21 protein-coding genes and 1 pseudogene are annotated in these 23,231 nt (G+C 75.8%); 13 read left to right on the top strand and 9 right to left on the bottom strand.

Going from position 1 to position 23,231, the window contains the following annotated elements; all coding sequences use genetic code 11:
- Positions 1-96 precede the first annotated feature (96 nt).
- Positions 97-720: a VanZ family protein gene (locus tag EMA09_RS10965; protein ID WP_240796347.1), complete on the top strand. Its 624-nt coding sequence runs from the start codon at positions 97-99 to the stop codon at positions 718-720.
- A 172-nt stretch (positions 721-892) separates the two neighbouring features.
- Positions 893-1,294 (top strand): DUF1992 domain-containing protein, encoded by a 402-nt coding sequence (locus tag EMA09_RS10960; RefSeq protein WP_129840877.1) that lies wholly within the window; start codon positions 893-895, stop codon positions 1,292-1,294.
- A gap of 50 nt (positions 1,295-1,344) precedes the next feature.
- On the opposite strand, the gene EMA09_RS10955 is transcribed toward EMA09_RS10960, so the two are convergent.
- The gene (locus tag EMA09_RS10955; RefSeq protein ID WP_129840876.1) at positions 1,345-2,220 is read right to left on the bottom strand and encodes a PhzF family phenazine biosynthesis protein; all 876 of its coding nucleotides are present in this window, start codon (positions 2,218-2,220) and stop codon (positions 1,345-1,347) included.
- A gap of 193 nt (positions 2,221-2,413) precedes the next feature.
- Here EMA09_RS10955 and pdxH point away from each other — a divergent pair, with 193 nt between their 5' ends.
- Complete coding sequence (gene pdxH, locus EMA09_RS10950) at positions 2,414-3,040, top strand: pyridoxamine 5'-phosphate oxidase (RefSeq protein ID WP_129843968.1); 627 nt, start codon at positions 2,414-2,416, stop codon at positions 3,038-3,040.
- 379 nt (positions 3,041-3,419) lie between these two features.
- Positions 3,420-4,787 carry a PAS domain-containing protein gene (locus EMA09_RS10945; protein ID WP_240796346.1) on the top strand — a complete coding sequence of 456 codons (1,368 nt, stop codon included), beginning with the start codon at positions 3,420-3,422 and terminating at the stop codon, positions 4,785-4,787.
- 181 nt (positions 4,788-4,968) lie between these two features.
- Here EMA09_RS10945 and EMA09_RS10940 read toward each other — a convergent pair whose 3' ends face one another.
- A complete protein-coding gene (locus EMA09_RS10940; protein ID WP_129840875.1) occupies positions 4,969-5,730 on the bottom strand; it encodes an SIS domain-containing protein in 762 nt (253 codons plus the stop codon).
- Positions 5,731-5,931: 201 nt separating this feature from the next.
- Here EMA09_RS10940 and EMA09_RS10935 point away from each other — a divergent pair, with 201 nt between their 5' ends.
- Both EMA09_RS10935 and EMA09_RS10930 read left to right on the top strand, forming a co-directional pair.
- Positions 5,932-6,624 (top strand): metal-dependent transcriptional regulator, encoded by a 693-nt coding sequence (locus tag EMA09_RS10935; RefSeq protein ID WP_129840874.1) that lies wholly within the window; start codon positions 5,932-5,934, stop codon positions 6,622-6,624.
- Positions 6,625-6,868: 244 nt separating this feature from the next.
- Complete coding sequence (locus EMA09_RS10930; protein WP_129840873.1) at positions 6,869-7,714, top strand: hypothetical protein; 846 nt, start codon at positions 6,869-6,871, stop codon at positions 7,712-7,714.
- A gap of 20 nt (positions 7,715-7,734) precedes the next feature.
- Here the strand turns inward: EMA09_RS10930 and EMA09_RS10925 are convergent, their stop codons facing one another.
- Together EMA09_RS10925 and EMA09_RS10920 are read right to left on the bottom strand one after the other, a co-directional pair.
- The gene (locus EMA09_RS10925) at positions 7,735-8,562 is read right to left on the bottom strand and encodes an ABC transporter ATP-binding protein (RefSeq protein ID WP_129840872.1); all 828 of its coding nucleotides are present in this window, start codon (positions 8,560-8,562) and stop codon (positions 7,735-7,737) included.
- A 55-nt stretch (positions 8,563-8,617) separates the two neighbouring features.
- Positions 8,618-9,301 (bottom strand): bifunctional DNA primase/polymerase, encoded by a 684-nt coding sequence (locus EMA09_RS10920; protein ID WP_129840871.1) that lies wholly within the window; start codon positions 9,299-9,301, stop codon positions 8,618-8,620.
- A 187-nt stretch (positions 9,302-9,488) separates the two neighbouring features.
- Between EMA09_RS10920 and EMA09_RS10915 the strand changes: the two are divergent.
- From EMA09_RS10915 to purU, 4 genes and pseudogenes are all read left to right on the top strand, one after another.
- Positions 9,489-10,891: pseudogene (locus tag EMA09_RS10915) on the top strand (transcriptional regulator).
- 265 nt (positions 10,892-11,156) lie between these two features.
- Positions 11,157-12,656, top strand: a complete 1,500-nt coding sequence (locus EMA09_RS10910) for a hypothetical protein (RefSeq protein WP_129840870.1) — start codon at positions 11,157-11,159, stop codon at positions 12,654-12,656.
- A gap of 80 nt (positions 12,657-12,736) precedes the next feature.
- Positions 12,737-13,183 (top strand): hypothetical protein, encoded by a 447-nt coding sequence (locus EMA09_RS10905; protein ID WP_206305934.1) that lies wholly within the window; start codon positions 12,737-12,739, stop codon positions 13,181-13,183.
- A gap of 54 nt (positions 13,184-13,237) precedes the next feature.
- Positions 13,238-14,113, top strand: a complete 876-nt coding sequence (purU, locus tag EMA09_RS10900) for a formyltetrahydrofolate deformylase (protein ID WP_129840868.1) — start codon at positions 13,238-13,240, stop codon at positions 14,111-14,113.
- A 33-nt stretch (positions 14,114-14,146) separates the two neighbouring features.
- Here purU and EMA09_RS10895 read toward each other — a convergent pair whose 3' ends face one another.
- Both EMA09_RS10895 and EMA09_RS10890 read right to left on the bottom strand, forming a co-directional pair.
- On the bottom strand, positions 14,147-15,328 hold the full coding sequence (locus EMA09_RS10895; RefSeq protein WP_129840867.1) for a zf-HC2 domain-containing protein: 1,182 nt from the start codon (positions 15,326-15,328) through the stop codon (positions 14,147-14,149).
- An 89-nt stretch (positions 15,329-15,417) separates the two neighbouring features.
- On the bottom strand, positions 15,418-16,089 hold the full coding sequence (locus EMA09_RS10890; RefSeq protein ID WP_129840866.1) for a sigma factor-like helix-turn-helix DNA-binding protein: 672 nt from the start codon (positions 16,087-16,089) through the stop codon (positions 15,418-15,420).
- A 311-nt stretch (positions 16,090-16,400) separates the two neighbouring features.
- On the opposite strand from EMA09_RS10890, the gene EMA09_RS10885 reads away from it, so the two are divergent.
- Together EMA09_RS10885 and EMA09_RS10880 are read left to right on the top strand one after the other, a co-directional pair.
- Positions 16,401-16,769 carry an STAS domain-containing protein gene (locus EMA09_RS10885; protein ID WP_240796345.1) on the top strand — a complete coding sequence of 123 codons (369 nt, stop codon included), beginning with the start codon at positions 16,401-16,403 and terminating at the stop codon, positions 16,767-16,769.
- Between the two features lie 192 nt (positions 16,770-16,961).
- Entirely contained in the window at positions 16,962-17,462 is a 501-nt protein-coding gene (locus EMA09_RS10880) for an ATP-binding protein (protein ID WP_129840865.1), read from the top strand.
- A 136-nt stretch (positions 17,463-17,598) separates the two neighbouring features.
- On the opposite strand, the gene EMA09_RS10875 is transcribed toward EMA09_RS10880, so the two are convergent.
- Positions 17,599-18,735: an NAD(P)/FAD-dependent oxidoreductase gene (locus tag EMA09_RS10875; RefSeq protein WP_129840864.1), complete on the bottom strand. Its 1,137-nt coding sequence runs from the start codon at positions 18,733-18,735 to the stop codon at positions 17,599-17,601.
- 142 nt (positions 18,736-18,877) lie between these two features.
- Positions 18,878-19,528: a TetR family transcriptional regulator gene (locus EMA09_RS10870; protein WP_129840863.1), complete on the bottom strand. Its 651-nt coding sequence runs from the start codon at positions 19,526-19,528 to the stop codon at positions 18,878-18,880.
- A gap of 175 nt (positions 19,529-19,703) precedes the next feature.
- On the opposite strand from EMA09_RS10870, the gene EMA09_RS10865 reads away from it, so the two are divergent.
- On the top strand, positions 19,704-22,133 hold the full coding sequence (locus EMA09_RS10865) for a PQQ-binding-like beta-propeller repeat protein (RefSeq protein WP_129843965.1): 2,430 nt from the start codon (positions 19,704-19,706) through the stop codon (positions 22,131-22,133).
- Positions 22,134-22,438: 305 nt separating this feature from the next.
- Here the strand turns inward: EMA09_RS10865 and EMA09_RS10855 are convergent, their stop codons facing one another.
- Complete coding sequence (locus tag EMA09_RS10855) at positions 22,439-23,149, bottom strand: hypothetical protein (RefSeq protein WP_129840862.1); 711 nt, start codon at positions 23,147-23,149, stop codon at positions 22,439-22,441.
- Between the last annotated feature and the right edge of the window lie 82 nt (positions 23,150-23,231).

Genomic DNA, 23,231 nt, shown 5'->3' with positions numbered 1-23,231 from the left:
CCGGGTACGGCCGGACAACCGGCACATCGATCGTGACATCAAGGAGATCACTCCGGCCCGCGGCAGATGACGCGGTCGGACGGAAGCGGAGGCAGCGTGATCATCAAGGGGTGGCACGGCTGGGTCGGCACGTTCACCGGCGTGGCCCTCATCACGGTGGCCGTACTGCCGTTGGCCGCGCTGACGGTGGGGATCCTGGCACGTCGCCGAAGTGTCACCGGCACCACGCAGGCGTGGCGCATGTCGCTGGCCGAGGTCGCCATCGTCTACGGGACGGTGCCGTGGGTGTGGATGATCCTGTTGCCGGGTGGCCGGGCCGACACCGTCCCCGCTCGAGTGAGCCTGGTACCGCTGCGGGACCTGCTCACTGTCCTCGCGGGCAGCCCGCTGGCGGCGACGGTCCAGGTCGTCGGCAACCTGCTGGTGTTCGCGGCGCTGGGGTTCTTCACCCCGCTGCGGGTCGCGGCGCTGGCCTCGGCACCGCGGATCGTGGCGCTCGCGGCGGGCTGCTCGGTCCTGGTCGAGACCGCGCAGTACGCCCTGCGACTGGACCGGGTGTCCTCCGTGGACGACGTGCTGCTCAACGCCGCCGGCGCCGGGCTGGCCGCGTTGGCGTCGCGCCGCTGGTGGCACACCACGGCCGGAGCGTCGCCGGAACGACCCCGACCAGCCCCGGTGTCCGGCTCCCCCGTCCCGCTCACGGAACCGGAGCCCCGATGAGGAGCATCCGGGCGGAGAGGACAGGGACGGCGCCGAAGTGCGGCAGCCAGTACCCGCCCGTCCGGCCCTCGGGGAGACGGCGGCCGACGCCTCCCCCGGCGAACGAGTTCCGCGGCACCGTCCCCGTCCTGGCCGGGCCCCCTCCGTGTCCGCGCGCCGTAGCATGCGGGACATGACCGAGCGCAAGCCTCCGGGCGTCCCCTTCGAGTCATGGGTCGACCGGCAGATCCGGGAGGCCGAGCAGCGCGGCGAGTTCGCGGGGCTCGCCGGGGCCGGCAAGCCGTTGCCCGACAGCCACCGGTCCCACGACGACCTGTGGTGGGTGCGGCGCAAGATGAGCGCGGAGGGACTGTCCTTCCTGCCGCCCACCCTCGTCCTGCGCAAGGAGGCCGAGGACGCCGAGGCGGCCGCGCTGGACGCGCCCACCGAGGCGGCGGCCCGCCGCCTGCTGGAGGGCGTCAACGACAAGCTCCGCGAGGCCATGCGCCGCCCGCCGGAGGGGCCACCGCTGGGCCGTGGCCTGATCGACGTGGAGGCGGTGCTCGCCGCACGCCGCGCCGCCCGCGAGGGCTGACGGCGGGAGCACCACGGTCGCCGTGCTCCCGCCGCCGGGACCGCGCCGCGTCACGCGTCGGGCAGGGTGATCGTTCCCTCGCCGACCAGCACCGTGTGACCGCCCACCGACACCGAGGCGAGTTCCCCGTCCGCCGTGCGGGCCACCGCCTCCAGGTCGCTCGGGCGCCCCATCGCCACGCCCTGGTCCACCCGCAGCGTGTACGACGGCGCACGGCAGCCGCCGCGCTGCGCCAGCGCCGCGACCAGACCGGCGCACGCCGAGCCCGTCGCCGGGTCCTCGCCGCCGTCCAGCATCGCCGCGAACGACCGGGCGTGCAGCCGCCCGCCGTCCGTCAGGTGCCCCGCGAAGACGTACAGGCTGCCCGACCAGCCGCCCACCACCCCCGACCGCCACGCCGCCCGGTCCAGCACCGCGCGGTCCACGGCGGCCCGGTCGGCGACCCGCACGTAGCAGAACCGCAGCCCGACCCCGCCGTACCACGTCTCCACGATGTCCTCCGGCGCCAGCGACAGCGCCGCGGCGACCGCCGGCACGGACGGGTAGTGGTCCGGCGCCTCGTACGGCGAGGTCACCGTCAGCCGCGCGAACGTGCCCGACACGTCCACCGTGACGAGACCGACGCCCTCCTCCAGCAGCAGCCGCTCCCGCGCCTCCTCGCGCGCCACCAGGACGGCGGCCGCCCCGACCGTCGGATGGCCCGCGAACGGCAGCTCCGTCTCCGGCGTGAAGATCCGCAGCCGCCGCGTGTGCGCCGTGTCGTCCGGCGGCAGGACGAACGCCGTCTCCGAGAAGTTGAACTCCCGCGCGAGCGCCTGCATCTCCCCGTCCGACAGCCCCCGCGCGTCCGGCAGGACGGCGAGCTGGTTGCCGCCGAAGGCCCGCTCCGTGAACACGTCGGCCAGCACGAACGCGTACCGTCTCATCGTTCCCTGCTCCTTCCCGGGCCGCCGCTTCACCCGGCCCGACCAGGCCGACGGTACGTTCCCCGCCCCGGGCGCGCACCGACCGCCCCGCCGCCCGCGCTCCCCGCACGGCCCGGCGTGTTGCAAGATATGGCGCGTGTCCCACGCCGCCAGTACGCCCGTCCCCGACCGCCCGATCCCCGACCCGGCCGTGATGCGGGCGCGCTACCAGGCCGACGGCCTCGACGAGAAGGACCTCGCGCCCGACCCGTTCGCGCAGTTCGGTCGCTGGTTCGCGCAGGCGGCGGGCGGCGGCCTCGCCGAGCCGAACGCGATGGTGCTGTCCACCGCCGACGCCGACGGCAGCCCCAGCGCCCGCACCGTCCTGCTGAAGCACTTCGACGCGCGCGGCTTCGTCTTCTTCACGAACTACGGCTCCCGCAAGGGCGGCGAGATCGCGGCGAACCCGCGTGTCGCCCTGCTCTTCCCCTGGCACCCGATCGCCCGCCAGGTGATCGTGACGGGCGCCGCCGAGCGGACCGGCCGCGCCGAGTCGGTCGCGTACTTCAGGACGCGCCCGCACGGCTCGCAGCTCGGCGCCTGGGCGAGCCCGCAGTCGGCGCGGATCGCGTCACGCGACGAACTGGACCGGGCGTACGCCGCCCTCGCGGCCCGCTACCCGGAGGACGCGGACGTGCCGGCGCCGCCGGAGTGGGGCGGCGTCCGCGTCGTGCCCGCGACGGTGGAGTTCTGGCAGGGGCGGGACGACCGCCTGCACGACCGGCTGCGCTACGTGCGCGGCGACGACGGCGCCTGGAACGTGGAACGGCTCGCGCCCTGACGGGCGCACCCCCCGGAAAAGGACGATCCGCGGGCCTTGGTCCTCCGGGCGCCGGGCGCCGCAGAGGAGCCGGCCGGACGACCGGCGGCCCGCGGATCGGGTGACTGCATGGGATTGGCCGGCTCAGCCGGCGCCACGTGGGACGTCGGCCGTCAGGCCGCAGTCACCTCACGCGTCCGGTAATCACACATCTGCCGAACCACCTCCCTTCTCGTGTACGGCCACCGTAGGCGGTGCCCCGGGGGAGCGCCAAACGATTTTCGCCCCTGGCGGATCGATCCCGGCGAACGGCGTGTGACGGCCGTCACGATGCAGTTGAATGGTCCGCGCGCGTCCGCGACCGGCGCGCGACATCTCCTGTTGTGCTGGGGGTATACAGGTGACCACCTCTTCCCGCATGTCCGGCGCGTCCGGCATAGCGTCCGGCGACCGGATGCTGCCCGCGCTGCTCGACGGACTCGACACCGCGCTGTTCGCCGTGGACGGCACCGGCCGTGTGACCCACTGGAACCGGCACGCCGAACGGCTCCTCGGCTGGCCTGGCGCGGAGGCCGTGGGGCGCGCGTCACTCGGCGGCTGGGCCGTCCGGGAGGCCGACGAGCCGCACGTCCGCGACCGCCTCCTGACCGTTCCGCCGGGCACCCGGCGCACCGACGAGTTCGCGCTGCTGCGGCGTGACGGCGGACGGGTCCTCGTCCGCGCCACGACCACGCCCCTGCTGGACGGCGAGGGGCACCCGGCCGGGGCGTACTGCGCCTTCGGCGAGGCGGGCGCCCGGTTCGGCAGGGAGCGCGACGCCGCGCTCGCCGCCGCGCTCCTCGGCGACTCGCCGTGGGCCGTCGTCGTCCTCGACGCGGACCTGCGGGTCCTGTCCGTCAACGCCCGGGCGGCCCGCGTCCTGGAGCTGCCGCCCGAGGACCTGCTGGGCGACCCGCTCGCCGAGTCGTTCGCCGGCGGCATCGAGGAACTGGAGAGCGCCGTCGAGCACACCCTGGCCGGGCACCCGCCGGGCGGCCCCGTCGACCTGTGGCTCGCCCCGCAGGACGCCGGCGCGCGGGAGGGGGCGTTCGCCGACCCGGTGCACGCCGGTGCCGGGCTCGGCGGGTCGCCCCGCCGCTGCCTGCTCAGCGGCTTCCTGCGGCTGGCCGCGCCCGGCGGCGATCCGGCGCCACTCGGCGTGGCCTGGCTGTTCGAGGACGTGACGCGGGCGCGGCTCGGGGCGCAGGCGGCGGCCCGGCGCCGGTTCAGGGACAGCCAGCTCACGCGGGCGGCGCGGGCGGCGGCCGAGTGCCGCGACCCGATGGAGGCCGCCGTCCTGCACCTGCACTTCGCGCTGCCCGGCTTCGCCGACCACGCGCTGCTCGACGTGGCGGCGGGCGGCGACGCGTTCGTGCGGCTCGCGGAGACGCCGGGGGAGTTCGGGGCGCCTGCCTCGGCGACGCGGGGCGTGCCGGTCGGGTACCGCGCGGGTCACCCGGTGCTCCAGGCGTGGGACCGGGGGCTGGCCGTGCGCGTGACGGGCGGCGGGGTGCGGTCCGGCTGGGCGGCGGACCACCGCTGGCCGCAGGGCGTGGAGCACGCGCTGTGCGTGCCGATGCGGAGCCTCGGGCGGCAGGTGGGCGTCCTGACGTTCCTGCGGGGCGGGGCCGGGCGGCCGTTCGACCGCGCCGACACGGTGTACGGGGAGGACGTGGCGCTGCGGGCGGCGGCGGCCGTGGACCTGGAGCTGCGCGGCCGGGCGGGCTGACGGCCAGGGTCTGTCCGGCGGGTCTTGTCGCGGTTCGCGGCGTCGGATGCGGTGCATCGCAAGGCGCCGGATCGCAGCTCATACCCGTCGTATTCGCGCGATACGGCAACGCAGCGAGGTGCCGTAGCCGGCGTCGCGAGACAGGCAAGATCCGCCGGACAGACCCTGGGGGGCGCGGCGGTCAGCGGGACCACAGCACCTGGTCGGCGTGGTCGGCGACGACCTGTTCGTTCCACTGCAGGCCGCCGTCCACGTTGCCCGAGCGCAGGAGCGGCGGTTCGCGGCCGGCCGCGGCGAGCCGGCCGGCGGTCTCGGCCACGACGGCCTGGAGCAGGGCGCAGGTGACGACGGTCGAGGCCGGGGCGAACGGCGCCCCGATCCCGTCGCCGGTCAGCGTCGTGTCCCCGTACGGGATCGCGCTGTCGAGGACGAGGTCGCAGTGGTCCTTGAGGAAGGTGCCCGAGGGGTGCCGCGACGTGGTGAGGTCCGCGTAGGCGACGGACGTCACACCGAGGACGGTGATGCCGCGCTCCCGTGCCCCGGACGCCATCTCGACGGGCAGGACGTTCCGCCCGGACAGGGATATGACGACGAGCAGGTCGCCGGCCCGCGCGGGGCCGGTGTCGAGGACGGCGGTGGCGAGGCCGGCGACGTGTTCGAGGGCGCTGCTGAGGGTCGCGGGGACGATGTCGACGCCGGTCGTGCCGGGGACGGTGAGGAGGTTCACGACGGCGAGGCCGCCGGCGCGGTACACGAGGTCCTGGGCCGGCAGCGCGGAGTGCCCCGCGCCGTACACGAAGATCCGGCCGCCCGCGGAGACGGTGTCGGCGATGAGTGCGGCGGCCTCGGTGACGCGGTCGCGCTCCTGCTCGCGGACGCGGCCGATGAGGCCGATGGCGGCGTCGAAGTACCGGTCGGCGAGGGTGCCGGGGCGGTCGCTCATGAGTGGGGGTCCCCTTCCGCCCGTCAACGGGTGGCGCCCTCCGCCGGTGCGGCGGGCCGCGCCCACCGTAATGGTCTGGACCACTCGCTCACAAGATCCCGGAGCCGTCGGGCCGTCCGGCAGGACGATCGGGGCCGGTTGTCACTGGCGTGCGTCAGAATTGATGGCAGGGCCACCGCACGAGATATCGAGGGGCGCTTTATGTCCGGACTCATCGACACCACCGAGATGTACCTCCGCACCATTCTCGAACTGGAGGAGGAGGGGGTTGTCCCGATGCGGGCCCGCATCGCCGAGCGGCTTGAGCAGAGCGGGCCCACCGTGAGCCAGACCGTGGCCCGCATGGAGCGGGACGGTCTGCTGACCATCGCCGGCGACCGGCACCTGGAGCTGACGGACGAGGGCCGTCGCCTGGCGCAGCGCGTCATGCGCAAGCACCGGCTGGCCGAGTGCCTGCTGGTGGATGTGATCGGCCTGGAGTGGGAGCACGTCCACGCGGAGGCCTGTCGCTGGGAGCACGTGATGAGCGAGGCCGTGGAGCGGCGCGTCCTGGAGCTGCTCGACCACCCCACCGAGTCCCCCTACGGGAACCCGATCCCGGGCCTCGCCGAGCTGGGCGAGGCGGCGGAGCCCGCGCCGTTCCTGGGCGAGGGCATGGTGGCGCTGTCGGACCTCGACGCGGTCGAGGGCAGGACGGTCGTCGTCCGGCGGATCGGCGAGCCGATCCAGACGGACGCGCAGGTCATGCAGACACTGCGGCGCGCGGGCGTGCGCCCGGGGGCGTCCGTCAGCGTCTCCACGGGGGCCGGGGGCAGCGTGCAGGTCGGCAGCGGGGGCGAGGCCGCGGAGCTGGAGCCGTCCGTGGCCATGCATGTCTTCGTCGCGAAGGGCTGACGCGTGCGGGGGCCGGTCACCGGGCGAGGCCACCCCGGGCCCCGAGCTCTCCGGGGTGGCCTCATCCTGACCGGATATCTCCCCGCTTCCCCTGCGCCCAATCCTGAGTGGCGATCACGCGAACGGGGGGTTTCGGCCGCGGTTCAGCGCAAACGGCCCCAAGTAAAGCGTTGATACGGTGTGAAGAAAATCTTTATATTGCGTGGGCATGGCTTGTGCATGGCCGAGGGGGAGTGGTGCAGCGATGAACACGGGACCGGGGGGCCGCCGCCGGACGCGCGCGGTGGGCGCGCTGACCGCCGCGCTCCTGCTGCCGGCCCTCGCCGCCTGCGGTGGCGGCGACACGGGCCCGCGCGGGATCGGCGCGTTCGTCGCCGATGACGAACGCCCCACCACCGGGGCGACCGACGCGGCGGACGACGGCGGTACGGGTGCCGGCACCGGCTTCGGCGCTGACGCGGCCGCCCTGGCGGAACGCGCCATGGAGTTGTTGACGGAGGCGGAGTCCGTCCGCGTGGCCATCACCACCACCACGCCCCAGGGCGTGGTGCGGGCGGACCTCAGCCTCGACCGGGACGCCGACTGCTCCGGCACCTTCTCCTCGGACGGACAGGGGGAGTTCGAGCTGCGCCGCCGGGGCGACGATGTATGGATCAGGCCGGACCGGCAGATGTGGGAGGACTTCGCGGGAGGAGCCGTTGGCGAGGCGGAACTCGAACTCTTCGTCGGCCGCTGGCTGAAGGGGGACCCGGACGACCCCGACATGGCGGCACAACTGCAGATGTGCGACCTCGCGGCCCTCCAGGGCGACATGCGGACGGACACCGGCGAACCCGGCTCGCCGGTCGAGCGCGGCGAGAACACGACGTTCGACGGCCGGCCGGCCATCGAGCTGTTGGACGGGACCACGACGATGCTGGTCGCCGCCGAGGGTGAGCCCTACCCCCTCCAGATGCGCGGCATGGACGTCGGAGGCCCCATGGACGTCGCCTTCCACGACTGGAACCTGCCGGTCGACGTGGAGCCCCCGCCCGCCGGCCTGGTCCTGGACTTCTCCGGCATGCCCGGGCCCGGCGACCTGGAGGTCTGACCGCCCGGCGGCCCCGTGCCTCAGCGGCCGGCCGTGCCGGCGCCCAGCCAGTCGAGGGCGTCGGCGCCGGCGCCGCTCCGGGCGCCCACCAGATCGAGGAAGGCGCTCTGCAGCGACTCCGCGCCCCCGCGCACCTCCGCGAGCGGCCCGTGCGCCCTGATGCGGCCCGCCGCGAGCACCGCGACCCAGTCGCACAGCGACTCCACCAGCTCCATCACATGGCTGGAGAACACCACCGTCGCGCCCGCGCCCGTGTACCGCTCCAGGACGCCGCGGATCGTCTGCGCCGACACCGGGTCCACGCCCTCGAACGGCTCGTCCAGGACCAGCACCTCCGGGTCGTGCAGCAGGGCGGCGGCGAGCCCGATCTTCTTGCGCATGCCCGTCGAGTAGTCGGCGATCAGCCGGTTCTGCGCGGGGGACAGCGCCAGCACGTCGAGGAGCTGGTCCGCGCGCCGCTCCACCTCGCCGGCCGGCAGGCCCCGCAGCCGCCCCAGGTACGTCAGCGTCTCGCGCCCGGTGAGCCGCTCGAACAGGCGCAGCCCCTCCGGCAGCACCCCGATGCGCGCCTTCGCCGCCGCCGGGTCGGCCCACACGTCGAGGCCGGCGATCTCCACGGTGCCGGCGTCCGGGCGCAGCAGCCCGGTGACCATGGACAGCGTCGTCGTCTTGCCCGCGCCGTTCGGCCCGACGAGGCCGACGAACCGGCCGGCCGGCAGTTCGAGGTCGATCCCGGCGACGGCCGTCCGGTCGCCGAACCGCTTGACGAGGCCCCGTGCGCGGACGGCGAGACCCGCCCCGTCCGCCGTGCCGTCGCCGCCTGCCGTCGTCCCGTTCGCGCTGTCCACCCGCGCAACTCTAAGCCCGCTCCCGGCACCGCCGGGCTACGGGGGCGGGCAGACCCTAGACCTCCCGGGTCTGCGCGCAGGCGTAGGCGAGGGCGGGGAGGAGGGCCGCCGCCTCCGGCATGCCGCCGGGGCCCGGCACCGGCCGCCGTACCCAGCGCACCGCAGACCCGCGCGTGCCGACACGTGTCGGCGGCGCGGCGACCCACTCGCCGTCGCCCCGGGTCCGCAGGTCGCCGACGGCCTGCCCCCAGCCGGTCTGGCGCAGCAGCCCCGGCACGCGCGGCGCGTCCCCCGCGCGCACGTAGAACTGGAGCGTGCCGAGCGGCGTCACGGCGACCGGCCCCGGCGGCGGCCCGGAGCGCTCCAGCCGCGCGAGGGCCAGGCAGCCGGCCGCCTCCGCGATCTCGATCACGTCGAACAGCCGCCCCGTGGGCAGCAGGACGGACGCCCGGGGGTGCTCCTCCCACAGACGGCGGGCCGTCGCCGCGCTGCCCGTCACCTGGCCGTGCCAGTCGGGGCGCGTGGGGTGCGCGCCCGGCGCGTCGCACGCGGGCAGCGCGCACGAACACCGCAGCACGCCGCCGCCGTCCTCCAGCCAGGCGCCGGGCAGCACGTCCCAGTGCCGCTCACCTGCGTACCGGACGGCGTGCTCGGCGAGTGAAGCCGCCCGCGGCGGCGGGACCTTGACGACAGGGGGGACGGCGGCGGCGGCCGGAACCGCTCGGAAGGTGTTCTCCACGCCGAGCACAACTCGACTGCTCCACTCGGGTTACGGGGCGGGCGCACACCGGTGCGCGCGCGGGGGTCCCGCACGCCCGGCGCACCGGTGCACCAACGGGGCATACGGGATGGAGCGGAGGACCGACGGGCAGTGATCAGCTCGCGAATGTCCCGGGCCCAGCCCCCTTGAGGAGCCGTCGAAAACCATGACCGCGAGACCACTGATCGCCCGCCAGCCGAACGAGCGGCTGCTCGCCCTCATCCGGGAGGCGGGCTGCTCCAACGCCGGACTCGCCCGCCGCGTCAACATGTGCGCGGCCGAACGCGGCCTCGACTTCCGCTACGACAAGACGTCCGTCGCCCGCTGGATGCGCGGCCAGCAGCCGCGCGGCCGGGCGCCCGAGGTGATCGCCGAGGCCCTGGGCCGCAAGCTGGGCCGTCCCGTCGGCGTGGACGACATCGGCATGGGCAGCTCCCGCCGCCCGGGCGCCTCGGTGGGCCTGCACTTCGCCTCCGGCCTCGCCGAGGGCATCGAGCAGGCCGTCGAGCTGTGGCGCTCCGACGGGGTGCGCGGCGACGCCAGGGGCGGCCCGGCCGACCCGTACGGCGCCGGCGGTACGCAGGTGGCGCCCGCCGCGCTCGTCGAGCCCAGCAGGGACTGGCTGATCACGCCCGCCGACACGGAGGTGGCCCGCGCCTCGGGGCCACGCGTCGGCGCCTCGGACGTGGCGGCGGTGGCAGCCACCACGGCGTCCCTCGTCGAACTCGACCGCCGCTGGGGCGCCGGCCACGTGCGGCCCCTCGTCGTCCACTACCTGAGCGGTGTCGTCGCCGGGCTGCTCGGCGGCTCGTACCGCGAGGCCGTCGGCCGCGAGCTGTTCCGCGCCGCCGCCCGGCTGACCGAGCTGGCCGGCTACATGGCGGTCGACACCGGCCTGCCCGGCCTCGCCCAGCGGTACTACATCCAGGCGCTGCGGCTCAGCCAGGCCGCCGGCGACCGCGGCTTCGGCGGCTACGTCCTGGCCGCGGGGATGAGCCACCTCGCCGCCGAACTCGGCAATCCGCGCGAGGTGATCCAGCTCGCCCGCGCCGCGCAGGAGGGCGCCAGGGGCCGCGTCACGCCCCGCGCCGAGGCGCTGTTCCTGGCCGCCGAGGCGCGCGGGTACGCCCAGCTCGGCGACGCGGAGAGCTGCCGCAGGGCCGCCGGCGCCGCCCTCGCCGCGCTGGAGCGGGCCGACGACGCGGCAGCCGACGACGCCCCGTGGGTGCGGCACTTCGACTCCGCCTACCTCGCCGACGAACTCGCGCACTGCCACCGCGACCTCGGCCAGGGCCGGGCGGCACAGGACCGCGCGGCCGAGGCGCTCGCCGCCCACCCGAGGGCCGGGCGCGGCGCCGGGCGATAGGGCTGCTGCTCATGGCGACCGGCCAGTTGCAGGAGGGGGACCTCGAACACGCCTGCCACACCGCCGACGAGGCCGGCACACTGCTGGATGGCCTGCGGTCGCGGCGCGGCGCTGAGTACTTCGCCGACTTCCGCACGCGCCTCGAACCGCTGCGCGCCGAGCCGCGCGTGCGCGAGTTCGCGGCGCGCTGGCCGCAGCGGTGACGCCCCACCGCCGCGCGTCGTCAGCGGGCGCGCGCGGGCACGCCGTGATCTGCGGCACGTGTGGCCACCTGCGCGTGGCCCGGGTGCGCGGCGCGGGCGGGGGCACTTCGCGTACGTCAGGGTGCGTTTGGGGCGCGGGCGGTCCCCGGCGCCCCGGGAAGCCTTGACAGCGGGCCGACTTGACGCCCGGGAGGTGGCACGACCACTCTCCCTTCGAGCCGGTAGCGTGACACGGCGAGCGGCGCGGAATCGACGAGGAGCCCGGGTGAGCACCCACAACGGAGCGGACGACGAGCCCCGCGAGGGAGTCATACTCCCCTCCGGCGGCGGTGAGCCCTGGTCCAGGGGACCGGGCGCGCCCGGGCAGCCGGGTGCCCCCGCCTCCCCGTCCGCCGGCAGCCCGTGGGGCCGGCCGTGGGGTCCGGAGGGTGCGGCGCCGGGGCTGCCCCCGGCGGGCGCGCACGGCCCGTCGCAGGGGCAGCCGCCCGTCCCGCCGGGACCGCCCGGGCAGCCGCCGGCGGCGCCCCCGGCGCCCGGTCCCCGGCCCCCCGCCGAGCTGCCCCGGGTCGCCACGCCCGCGCGCCCCACCGTGCCCCCGGACTCCGCCGATGCCGCGCCCACGCAGATGATCCCCCCGATCCGCGACGAGGCCGAGGCCGAGCGGACCACGCAGTTGCGCGCCGTGTCGCCGCACGGTCCGCGCCCGGGCGAGCAGCCGCCGGGCGACGAGGGCGCCACCCAGATGCTCCCGCCCGTGCGGGACGACGCGCAGCCCACGCAGGCCATCCCGCCCGTGCGGGACGACGACGCCGCGACGACCGTCATGCCGCCCGTCGCCGCGGGCGACCCGGCCACCACGCAGCTCCGCGCCGTGCGTCCGGGCGACGGCGCGCCGGGCGATCCGTACGGCGGCCGGGGGGCCGCGCCGTGGTCCGCCCGGCCCGCCGGCCCCGGTCCCGCGCCGGGCGGCGGCGACTTCGACGGCCTGTTCCGGTCCGCCGCCGGAGCCGGTCCCGGCGGCCCGCACCGGCCGTACGACGACCGGTACGACGACGACCCCGGCGACGGCAGGTCCCGCAAGGCGGTGCTGGCGATCGTCGCCATCGTCGTCCTCGCGGGGATCGGCCTCGGCGCGGGCGCGCTCCTCGGCGGCGGGGACGACAGCGGCGGCCCCGAGGCCGGGGCGAGCAGTGAGGTGACCGCCGACGCCTCCGCCGACGGCGAGGGCGACGACGCCGGGGCGGACGACGCCACCGGCGCCCCCGACGAGGGCACGGACGACGACGCGTCCGACGGCGCCGAGGACGCCGCCCGCGCCCAGGCCACCGCCCTGTCCGACCTCCTGGAGCAGAGCAACGACAGCCGCGACGCCGTCGTCCGCTCCGTCGGGAACATCCGCGGCTGCCGCGAGCTCGACGCCGCGGTCACCGACCTGCGCGCCGCCCGCGACCAGCGCAACAACCTCGTCGGCCAGCTCCAGGGCCTCGACCTGAGCGCGCTCGACGGCAGCGCCGACCTCGTCCAGGCGCTCACCGAGGCGTGGCAGGCGTCCGCCGAGGCCGACGAGCACTACGCCGCGTGGGCCGAGGAGGCCAAGAACAACCCGGACGTGTGCCGGGGCGGTTCGGCGCAGCACACCGACCGGGCCAACCAGGGCGACGCCGCGAGCGGCCGCGCCACCGAGGCCAAGCAGCGCGCCGCCGACCTGTGGAACCCGCTGGCCACGGCGCACGGCCTGCCGGAGCGGGAGCCGGGCGCCCTGTGAGCGACGGCCCCGTACGATCGGTTCCCGTGCACACGCAAAGTCAGGAGAAGTCTTCCCGTCACGCCCGCCGTTCCCCCACCATGACTGGCATGGCCCTCAACGACATGCCGTGGTGGCGCTGGCGCGCCAATGTGCGCTCCGCGCTGCACATGCTCTCGGACCCGGCGTTCCACCAGGAGCGCTGGCTGCCCGGCACACCGGGCTACGGTGACGTGACGGACGCCGTGTACCGGCTCGTCGAGGACACGTGGCTGGACAACTGGTCGGCCGAGAAGTACGTCGGCACCGTCTTCCGCGACGCGGAGGAGGCGGCGCTCGTCGACCACGCCGTGCTGCGCGTGCTGCGGATCATGCACCAGGTCGGCGCCGACGCCCCGGTCGCCGCGTACCTCGGGCACCAGAGCTGGCCCGAGGCCGTACGGGCGGCCCGCGAGGCGCACGTACGGCTGGCCGCGGCGGACGGGGACGACCCGGACGTGCCGCCGCGTTCGCTGGACGAGCTGGCCGCCGCGCTGCAGCTCGGCTGAGGCGGCGCCGGGGAGCGGTGCGGGGCGCGCGCGGACTGTGCCAGGCTAGGGGGCATGAACGCCGCCTCGCCCGCCGAACGGTCGGACCGCTATGTGCTGACCCTCTCCTGCCCGGACAAACCGGGCATCGTGCACGCCGTGTCCAGCTACCTGTTCATGACCGGATGCAACATCGAGGACAGCCAGCAGTTCGGCGACCGGGACACCGGTCTGTTCTTCATGCGCGTGCAGTTCTCGGCCACCGCGCCGGTCGACCTGGAGAAGCTGCGGGCCAGCTTCGCGGCCGTCGGCGACACGTTCGCGATGGACTGGCAGCTCCACGAGGCGGCCGAGCGGATGCGCGTCCTGATCATGGTCAGCAGGTTCGGGCACTGCCTGAACGACCTGCTGTTCCGCGCGCGGCTCGGCGCCCTCCCCGTCGACATCGTCGGCGTCGTCTCCAACCACACCGACTTCGCCGAGCTGTCCGCGTCCTACGGCATCCCGTTCCACCACCTGCCGGTCACGGCGGAGACGAAGGCGGACGCGGAGGCCGAACTGCTGCGCATCGTGGACAAGGAGCGCGTCGAGCTGGTCGTCCTTGCCCGCTACATGCAGGTCATCTCGGACGACCTGTGCTCGCGCCTGCCCGGCCGCATCATCAACATCCACCACTCCTTCCTCCCGTCCTTCAAGGGCGCGCGCCCTTACCACCAGGCGCACGCCAGGGGCGTGAAGCTGATCGGCGCCACCGCCCACTACGTCACCGCGGAACTCGACGAGGGGCCGATCATCGAGCAGGAGGTGCAGCGCGTCGGCCACAACCTCACGCCGCAGCAGCTCGTCGCGGCCGGCCGTGACGTCGAGTGCCAGGCGCTGGCGCGCGCCGTCAAGTGGCACAGCGAGCACCGCGTGCTGCTCAACGGCAGCCGCACCGTCGTCTTCTCCTGAGCCCCGCCGCGTCCGGTCGCGCGCGCGGGGCCGTCACAGCCGTGACAGCCCCGCCGCCGCGAACAGCACGTCCCGTATGACGGCCTCGTCCCCGGTCTCCCCGGACGGCGCCTCCTCCGGGTGGATGCGCCCGGCCGCGAGCCGGCAGAACACCACGTCCTCCAGGGCGACATGGGCCACCGCCTCGCGGGCCGCGGCCCGGCCGACCGCGAGGTCCGGCGAGTCGACGGGGATGTACCAGTCGCCGCCGCCAGGACCCTCGACCTCCAGGTGCAGCGTGCGTCCGGGCCGCCCGGCGGGCAGCAGCCGGGCCGGGGACGCGGCGAGCCCCGCGCGGCGGCGGCGCGCCACGCTGCCCGGCAGCCGCCGCGCCGCCAGGTCCACGAGCAGCCGCAGGTGCGGCCCCTCCGGCCCGTCGTACGGGTAGTCGACGGCGCCCGCGATGTCGTCGGCGTGCGTCCAGCAGGCGAACGCGCGGTCCAGGTACATGTCCGACAGGGCGATGTCGGCGCGGCCGGGGAACAGGTGCGGGTCGCTGTACCGGGCGGCGGGGACCGTGCGCTCCCCGGCGCGGCCGCCCGTCCCGGCCGCGGCGCGGACCAGCGCGCGGGTCTGCCGGCGCCAGGGCCGCCAGGCGTCCCCGCCCTTCCCCGACCAGAGCAGGAGCGTCCTGCTCACGGGGTCGGGCGGCGCGCCGGGGCCGTCGGCCAGCGGGTCGGGCAGGCCGACGAGGCGCGCCAGCAGGCTGTCCGCGGCGAGCAGGTGGTCCAGGACGCCGCCGACGGTCGTGGGCATGCGCCGCAGGTGGTCGGCCTCGTACCAGGACAGTTCGACGTGGCTGTCCCACTCGTCCTCGGCCATGTCGTGCAGCAGCGCGTCCAGGCGGGCGGCCTCCGCGTCCAGCGGCGCGGCCCACGAGGGGACGGGCAGGTCGGCGGGCCTGCGGGCGAGGCAGTCGGCGATGACGCGGCCGCGCAGGCCGGGGTCGAGGTCGAGGCCGCGCGGCGGCTCCAGCAGGGCCACCGCGTCCTCGAACCCGGCGGCCTCGGTGGCGCACGGCGCGCAGTCGTCGAGATGCGCCTCGACGCGCGCCGCCTCCGCCGGGGAGCAGGCGCCGAGCGCCCAGGCGCCGAGCAGCGCCTTCAGGTCCTGGTGGGTCTCCTGGGTGCCGTCGCCGGCGGCGTGCGGGAGGCCGCCGTCCGGGGGTGGGGCCATCGGCTCGCCCGCCTTCCGCTGCCGGGGGGTTGTCCACGCCGGGTGGTCCGTGCCGGGGGCGGTGTCCCGCCCCGCCGGGCGCGGCGCGGTCACCGGGGGCCGCCGCTTCCGGCGGCGCGGCCCGGCCCGTCGCCCGTCGTGCTGCCGGAACCTTTCACCGGCGCCGTGCCCGTGCCGGCGCCCGCCGCCGTCCCGTCCGGCTCGGGGCTGTAGCCCGCCGCGGTGGACAGGAGCTGGAGCCCGAGGCGCAGGCGCCGGCGTGCCTCCGCGTCCGTGATGCCGAGGAGCCGGGCCGTCTCCCGGTAGTCGTGCCGCTGGAACCTGGCGAGCCGCAGGGCGTCCCGCAGGGGGACCGGCATGGCGCTGACGATGTAGTCGGCGCGCGCGGCGGTGGAGGCGGCGCGCTCCCTGGCGGCGGTCTCCTCGGGGGTGCCGGGACCCGGGCTGCGGCGCAGCCGCTCGACCGCGAGCCGGTGGCTCTCGGCGGCGATCCAGGACCGCAGCGGCCCGTGCGCCGGGTACCGCTCGGCGGGGCGCTCCCACAGGCGTGCGAAGACCTCGCGCGTCACGGCGGCGGCCGGGTCGTCCTCGGCGTCGCCGTCGGGGTCGCCGTCCCCGGCGCCGTCGCCGAGGATGCGGTGCGCGATTCCGTAACTGAGCGGGGCGTAGCGGTCGTAGAGTTCGGACAGGGCGGCGGCGTCACCGCGCTCCAGGCGGCGGCGCACGCCGCGGTCCCCCTCTGGTGGCGTCTGGTGCGCCATCCGGCTCCCCACTCCCGTCGGCCCGGCGAACATGCCGTGGTCCCGTGCGTACGTCAAATGTAGTGCGGGGTGCCCCCGGCGCGCGCCCCCGCGAGCGGCCATGTGTGGGGATCCGGCGCGCGGGATGTACGCGGGTGAAAGGTTTCGGTCACTTCCTGGCGCCGCGTGATGGCCGGATGGCGGGATCGTTGCCGGGCCGGTACGGGGACGGAGGCGTGACCGCGCCGGAAGTGGGCAGGCCGCACATGGAATGCTCAGGGCACGCGCCCGCGGTCCGTGACCGTGGCATAGCACAGGAAGGCTGCAGGCTCGTGACATTGACGGTGCAGGGGGAGTCGCGGGGGGAGTGGACCGTGCTGCGGGTCGCCGGCGAACTCGACCTCGCCACCTCGCCGACCGTGCGCCAGCATGTGCACGACGCGGTCGCCGACGGGCGCAGACGGCTGGTCCTCGACCTGTCCGACGTCCTGTTCTGCGACTCGAGCGGCGTCGGCGTGCTGGTCGCCGCACGGCGGCTGATGCGGTCGTGCGCGGGTGAGCTGCGGCTCATCCTGCCCGCGCGCGGCGCCGAGGACGGCAGCCACGTGAACCGCGTCCTCGCCGCCCTCGGGGTGCGGCGCCTCTTCGACTGCTACCCGGACCTCGCCTCGGCCGCCGCCGGCGAGCCGCTGACCGCCTGAGCGGCGGCCCGTCCGCCGCCGCTGTTCGAGCGGAGCGGCCGACGTTCGCACATGATGCCGGGACCTTACTCCTTTGCGCCGGAATATGCCGGACGCGCTTGTTGTCCGTGTCTGCTGTCAATCATGCTGGCACGAGCCGAGGTTGTGTCTCGGTGCGAGGCGATAGGTCCGCCGGTTCGGATGGTGTGAACGGTGCAGGAGCTGGAAGAGCAGTTGGAGGTCGCCCCCGAGCCCTCGGAGGTGGGCCGTGCCCGCCGCTGGGTGCGGGCGCAGCTTGGCCGGGGCGCGCCCTGCCCGGCCTGTCCCGACGATGCCCGCACGGACACCGTGGTGCTGCTGGTGTCCGAGTTGGTGACCAACGCGGTGGTCCACACGGGACGGCCCGCCGTGCTGCGGCTCGCGGTGCGCGAACCGGAGTCCGTACGGCTCGAAGTGGTGGACGACAGCGCGCGTGCGCCCCGTCCGCGCCGTGCGGAGGGCGAGGACACGAACGGTCGCGGCCTCGAACTGGTCGAGGTGCTCGCCGACCGGTGGGGCTGGCAGCCCGAGGGCGCGGGCAAACGCGTGTGGTGCGAACTGGACTGTCCCCACGCGGCGGGAACCGGCCAGGTATTGACGAGACGTGGCGGCTTGATGACTCTGGGAAACGTTCCGTCCCGGTCCGTGGAGGCCGGATCGGGCGGGACGGGGTGATGCGTCGCGAGGGGACGCCGAGGTACGGCCGGCCGTCCGGCGGGCCGCCGGACCCACCTCGGCGAGTGCGGATCGCCCCGCGGGTCCCTTCCCTGCCGCGGAAGGGGCCCGTACTCTCCTCGCCGTCCGGGCCGGTTCAGGTCCTGGCGGCGATGGCGGCCGCGATCCTCGGCGCGTCCCTGGCCAGTTCGCGGAGCATGCCGCTGATCGGGGTGCTGTAGCCGGTGAAGTGGAGCCCCGGCGCGGCCGGATGCGTCCGGCGGCCGTGGACGAGCGGCAGGCCGCGCCCGTCGAGGAGCCCGAGGTGGCCGACGAGCGGTTCGAGACCGCGCCGGTAGCCGGTCGCCGCTATCACGGTGTCCGGGGTGATGACGGCGCCGTCGGCGAGCGTCACCTCGGGACCGTCGAACGACACGACGGCGCCCACCGGTTCGACCCGTCCGCGCCGCACCGCGCGGACGAGTCCCGCGTCCAGCACCGGGATGGCGCCCTCGCGCACCCGGGAGTACAGGCCGGTGTCGGGGCGCGGCAGGCCGTGGGCCGTGAGATCGGGGAGGGTGCGTTCGATCGGCCGGGCGAGCCGGTCCACCAGGCGGACGGGCAGCCGGCGGCACAGGATGCCGCTCACCTGCGCGGGCCAGCCGAGCGTGGCGCGGCGCAGGATGTGCGGCACGGTGCGCACGGCGAGGCGGACCCGTTCCGCGCCGCCCGCCGCCAGGTCGGCGGCTATCTCGGCGCCCGTGTTGCCGGCGCCGACGACGAGGACGTCCCGCCCGGCGTACGGCCCAGGCTCGCGGTAGGCGGCGGCGTGCAGCAGGTCGCCGGTGTAGGCGTCGCGGCCCGGCCAGTCCGGCAGGTACGGCGTGTGGTTGCGGCCGGTGGCGACGACGACGGCGCCGGCCCGCAGGCGCCGGCCCCCGGTGGCCTCCAGGATCCAGCCGCCGTCCTGCCCGGCCCGGTCGACGCGGAAGACCTCGACGCCGGTCGCGAGGTCGAGGCGGTGGTGGCGCGCGTAGTCCTCCAGGTAGCGCACGAAGTCGTCGCGCGCGGGCCAGCGGCCGGCGGCGCGCGGTATCGGCAGGCCCGGGAGGGCGGATCCGCGGCGCGTGGTGTGCAGGCGGAGGCGGTCGTAGTGCCCGCGCCAGGAGGCGCCGACATCGCTCGACCGCTCCACGACGACGGCCCGTATCCCCCGGTGCGCCAGCGCGGCGGCGGTGGCGAGGCCGCCGGGGCCGGCTCCGATGACATGGACGGGCGCTGACGGCATCGGCATGTCATGAGCATACGCAGCGCCGGGCGCGCCGGTGTCCCGCACCCACCGGGCCGCCGGGGGTGCGGGACACGAGGTGTGGGGTGGCGCGGCGACGGCGGGGCGCCGTCCCGGAGACAGGGACCGGGCGGCGGTGCCCGGCGCGCTACTTGGCGGGCCGGCGCCCGGTGACGCCGAGGTGCACGAGCACCGCGAGCGTCGGCTTCAGGTCGCTCTGCTTGGCGCCGAGCGCCTGCAGGCTCTTGGGCTGCGACGACACGGCCGCCAGCATCGTGACGAGCGAACCGGCCGTCGCGGCGGGCGAGGTGTCGGCGTCGGAGCCGCGGCTGCGGCTGCGCAGTTCCTCGATGGTGTCGGCGAGCGGCTTCACGACCGCGCCCTGCACCCGCGTCCTGATGCGGACGAAGCGGCGGTCGCCCTCCGCGGCGCCCAGGTCGATCACGCGCAGGATGGCGTCGTGTTTGCGCCAGAAGGCGAGGAAGCCGTCGACCAGGTCCTCGGCGGTCTGCCGGCCGGCCCGGCCCGCCCAGGAGCGGCCCTCGACGAGGGCGGTCAGTGCCTCGCTCTCCCGCACGGTGGCTTCGGCGATCTCCAGGACGGCGGCCTCGACATCCGGGAAATACTGGTAGAAAGTGGCCGGTGACGTGCCCGCTTTGCGTGCTACGTCGATGACTCTGACGTCGCGGTAGGGCGATGAGCCCAGCATTTTCCCCAGGCAGTCGAGCAGCTTCTGCCGCGTTGCCTGACCCCGCCGGCCGGCGATGCGGCCGTCCACGGTCGTTACCTGTCCTGTCATGCCAGTCAGCTTATCTACGCGCGATCTCGGCGCGATTTGATCGCATCCGAATGGGGAACCCCCTCCCCACCGGTGCGGACATTGCGGGACACTCAGCCCAAGCCGGACCCCGGGTTAGCGACTGTTGGTCCCGGGGGGAAGAATCGTGCCGGAGCCCGCGGCTCTGCGGCGGTGGATGAGATGCTGCACAGGGGGCGGGGAAGCAGCGCCCCGACGGGGAGGTGGAGGGACAGTGGAGCAGCTGACGCCGCACGACCCGCGGCGTATCGGACCGTTCGAGGTGCTCGGCCGGCTGGGTGCCGGAGGCATGGGCCTCGTCTACATGGCCAGGTCGGCGTCGGGCCGCCGGGTCGCCATCAAGACGGTCCGCAGCGAGCTGGCGGAGGACCAGCTGTTCCGGGTCCGCTTCACGCGCGAGGTCGAGGCGGCCCGCGCGGTCAGCGGCTTCTACACCGCCGCCGTCGTGGACGCCGACCCGGGCGCGGCCGTCCCGTGGCTCGCGACCGCGTACGTCCCCGCGCCCTCGCTGGAGGAGATCGTCTCGGAGCACGGGCCGCTGCCCGCGCAGGCCGTGCGCTGGCTGGCCGCCGGCATCGCCGAGGCCCTGCAGTCCATCCACGGCGCCGGCCTCGTGCACCGCGACCTGAAGCCGTCGAACGTCCTGGTCGTCGAGGACGGCCCCCGCGTGATCGACTTCGGCATCGCGTCCGGCGTCTCCAACACGCGCCTCACCATGACGAACGTCGCCGTCGGCACGCCCGCGTACATGTCGCCCGAGCAGGCCCGCGACTCGCGCAGCGTCAGCGGCGCGAGCGACGTGTTCTCCCTCGCGTCCACGATGGTCTTCGCCGCCACCGGCCACCCGCCCTACCGCGGCGCGAACCCGGTGGAGACCGTCTTCATGCTGCTGCGGGAGCGGCCGGACCTCTCGGGGCTGCCGGACGAGCTGCTGCCGCTCATCGAGTCGCTGATGGAGCACAAGCCGGAGGACCGGCCCACCCCGGCCGACCTCCAGGCCCAGCTCGCGCCGCACCTCTTCGCGTCGAGCGACGACAGCGGCACGGCGTCGGCGTGGCTGCCGCCCGCTGTCGTCGAGATGATCGCGGAGCGCCAGAACCACGGCCACAGCCGGCCGCGCCCCGCGCCCGCCGAGGCGCGGAAGCCGCCGGCGGGGCCGCCGCCGATGCCGCCCGCGCCCCCGCCGCCCGCCGCCCAGCAGCCCCCGCCGCCGGTCGGGGTCGCGCCGTACACGGGTCCGTCCGTCCCGCCCGCGCCCCTCGCGCCGCCGGACGACCCGGTCCGGCTGTCCGGCGCGCACATGCCGATCGGGCCGGGGCCGCAGCGCCGCGAGCCCCCGCCGTCCGACCCGGCCCCGCCCCGGGCCGCCGCCTGGGCGAGGCCGCCGACCGCCGCGTCGTCCGCCGCCATGGCCAGCCCGAACACGGCGCACACCGGCCCGCCGCCCGCCGCGCAGCAGGCCGTGCCGACCCGCTGGCGGCCGTGGCGCTTCCGGATGAACGGCGACCTGTGGGGCTCGCCGACCGTGCGCGGCGGCCTGCTGTACGTCACCTCGCAGGAGGTGCACGCGCTGGACGTGGCGAGCGGGCGCCGCCAGTTCAGGACGCGGGAGCCCGCGCAGGCGCTGGCCGTCACGGGCGGCCGGGTCCTCGCGACCGACCGCGTCACCCTGTACGCGCTGGACGCCGCCGACGGCTCCGACCGCTGGCGGATCGCGTCCGACGGGCTGATCTACGCGCTGCGCGCCGACCGCGGCACCCTCGTCACCGCCACGCACGGCGGCGGCGTCCAGGCATGGGAGTCGGCGAACGGCGAGCGCCTGTGGGAGCTGTCCGGCGCGCAGACGGACTTCGAGGTCCAGGACACCGCCCCCGTCGTCCACGGCGGCACGGTGTACGTGTGGGGCGAGGGCCTGCTGTACGCGCTGGAGGCCCGCACGGGCGCCGAGCTGTGGCGCCACCCCGTGGGGGACGCGACTTCGACGGGCGGCGTGCCGGTCCGTGTCGCGCCCACCGACGACGGCGTCGTGCACGTGAGCGCCGGAGCGCGCGTGCTGGCCCTGGACTCGGCCACGGGCGCGGAGCGGTGGCGGTTCGACGCGCCGGCCGCGATCCTCTGCCCCCCGGCGTACGCGTCGCCGCGCAGCCGCGCGGCGGGCGTCTACTTCGCCGACTACCTCGGCACGGTGTACGCGCTCGACGCCGCCACGGGCGACGACCGCTGGCGCATCTCGACGGAGGCGCGCCAGTCGATCGAGCCGGTCGTCGTGGCGGACGGCCTGGTGCACCTGGGCAGCGGCAGCGCCATGTACACGCTGGACGCGGTCAGCGGCACGCCGCGCTGGCGGTTCGCGGCCGGCGAGATGATCATCGGGTCGCCGGTGGTGCGGGACGGCCGGCTGCACTTCGGCTCGATGGACCGCTGCCTGTACACGCTGGACGCGGTCAGCGGCCGGCTGAGCTGGAAGCTGGAGACGGGTGGCGAGATCACCGGCACCCCGGCCACGGCGGACGGCATGGTCTTCGCGTGCAGCCGCGACCACTGCGTCTACGCGCTGGACGCGGCCCGCGGCACCCGCCAGTCCTGACACGCGCGCCGCCGCCCCGCGCCGTCGGCCCCCGGAAGCACGTCCGTCCCGAGGAGTCCACGGAGCCGGCAGCGGCAGGGGGCGTCATCCACGGCAGGCGCGTCGGGCGCGGTCTCCGACGCCCGCCTGTTCTCGATGGGGCTGCTGACCAACTCGCTCAACCCCGGGATCGCCCTGTTGTACGGCGCGCTGCTGCCTCAGAGGCCGGCCCGGACTGGGCACAGATGCTCCGACCCGTCCTGGAGAGGACACCGGACACGGGCCGATCACCCCGCTCGGCAGCGGGGTGATCGCGGGTGAGGGCGTCAGGCGGCGTCGCGGCCCCGGTAGTCCTCGCCCTCGCCGGGCTCGTCGGAGCCGTCGGCCGCGCCCCGGCCGTAGCCCTCCTCGTACCCCTCGTCGTAGCGGTCCCGGCGGCCGGCCGCGGGACGGCTCTCGTCCTCGTCCGGCGGGTGCTGCCACGGGCCAGGACGCACGGTGTCGTCGGGGCGCGTCGTCCGGCGCGGCTCCTCCGCCCGCTCCTGCTCCCGCTCCCGGTCCTGCTCCCGCTCCCGGTCCCGGCGGTGCCGCCCGGCGGGCTCACCGGCCGCCAGGGCGCGCGTCGCACGGCGGCCCGGCATCAGCGCGGACGCGAGCAGCAGTCCCACACCGCTGATCAGGGCGAGGACCGCGGGGAACTTCAGCCCGCCGCTGCCGACCGTCAGGTTGTCGTCGACCTGGTACTGCCGCACCATCCACAGGATGGTGAACCCCAGGACGATGACCGCCGCCAGCGCCACCAGCAGCCGGGACATCAGCAGCAACCCCAGCAGCGTCACCGCGGCCGCCACCAGCATCACCAGGAACAGCCCGGTGAGCAGGTTCGCGTTCGACCGGGTGATGCCGTCGCCGGTGAACAGCGGCGTGATCTTGTAGAGCCGACCGTCGCGCGAGCCGTACCAGTGGAAGAAGACACTGATGATGGCCGCAGCCGCGGCGAGAACGGCGAGTACGGTCCCGAGTGTGTTTCGCACCATGGCGAGCCTCCTCGACCTCTCGTCATCCCTTCGACGCTACGTGCGTCCCGCCCGGCGCGCACCCTGAGCGGCGGGCACCCGG

The sequence above is a fragment of the Streptomyces sp. RFCAC02 genome, from assembly GCF_004193175.1.
In the GTDB taxonomy this organism is placed as follows: Bacteria; Actinomycetota; Actinomycetes; order Streptomycetales; family Streptomycetaceae; genus Streptomyces.
Note: the sequence above shows the minus strand (reverse complement) of the source record. Positions and strands in the feature narration are given on the sequence as shown.

Bases quoted from the DNA above. Each gene is read 5' to 3' on its own strand.
- EMA09_RS10940 (WP_129840875.1), bottom strand. From the start codon at position 5,730: ATGAGCGACCGCCCCGGCACCCTCGCCGACCGGTACTTCGACGCCGCC.
- pdxH (WP_129843968.1), top strand. From the start codon at position 2,414: ATGCGGGCGCGCTACCAGGCCGACGGCCTCGACGAGAAGGACCTCGCG.
- EMA09_RS10895 (WP_129840867.1), bottom strand. From the start codon at position 15,328: ATGGCCCCACCCCCGGACGGCGGCCTCCCGCACGCCGCCGGCGACGGC.
- EMA09_RS10890 (WP_129840866.1), bottom strand. From the start codon at position 16,089: ATGGCGCACCAGACGCCACCAGAGGGGGACCGCGGCGTGCGCCGCCGC.
- EMA09_RS10930 (WP_129840873.1), top strand. From the start codon at position 6,869: ATGAACACGGGACCGGGGGGCCGCCGCCGGACGCGCGCGGTGGGCGCG.
- purU (WP_129840868.1), top strand. From the start codon at position 13,238: ATGAACGCCGCCTCGCCCGCCGAACGGTCGGACCGCTATGTGCTGACC.
- EMA09_RS10870 (WP_129840863.1), bottom strand. From the start codon at position 19,528: ATGACAGGACAGGTAACGACCGTGGACGGCCGCATCGCCGGCCGGCGG.
- EMA09_RS10905 (WP_206305934.1), top strand. From the start codon at position 12,737: ATGACTGGCATGGCCCTCAACGACATGCCGTGGTGGCGCTGGCGCGCC.
- EMA09_RS10955 (WP_129840876.1), bottom strand. From the start codon at position 2,220: ATGAGACGGTACGCGTTCGTGCTGGCCGACGTGTTCACGGAGCGGGCC.
- EMA09_RS10855 (WP_129840862.1), bottom strand. From the start codon at position 23,149: ATGGTGCGAAACACACTCGGGACCGTACTCGCCGTTCTCGCCGCGGCT.
- EMA09_RS10935 (WP_129840874.1), top strand. From the start codon at position 5,932: ATGTCCGGACTCATCGACACCACCGAGATGTACCTCCGCACCATTCTC.
- EMA09_RS10875 (WP_129840864.1), bottom strand. From the start codon at position 18,735: ATGCCGATGCCGTCAGCGCCCGTCCATGTCATCGGAGCCGGCCCCGGC.
- EMA09_RS10960 (WP_129840877.1), top strand. From the start codon at position 893: ATGACCGAGCGCAAGCCTCCGGGCGTCCCCTTCGAGTCATGGGTCGAC.
- EMA09_RS10865 (WP_129843965.1), top strand. From the start codon at position 19,704: ATGAGATGCTGCACAGGGGGCGGGGAAGCAGCGCCCCGACGGGGAGGT.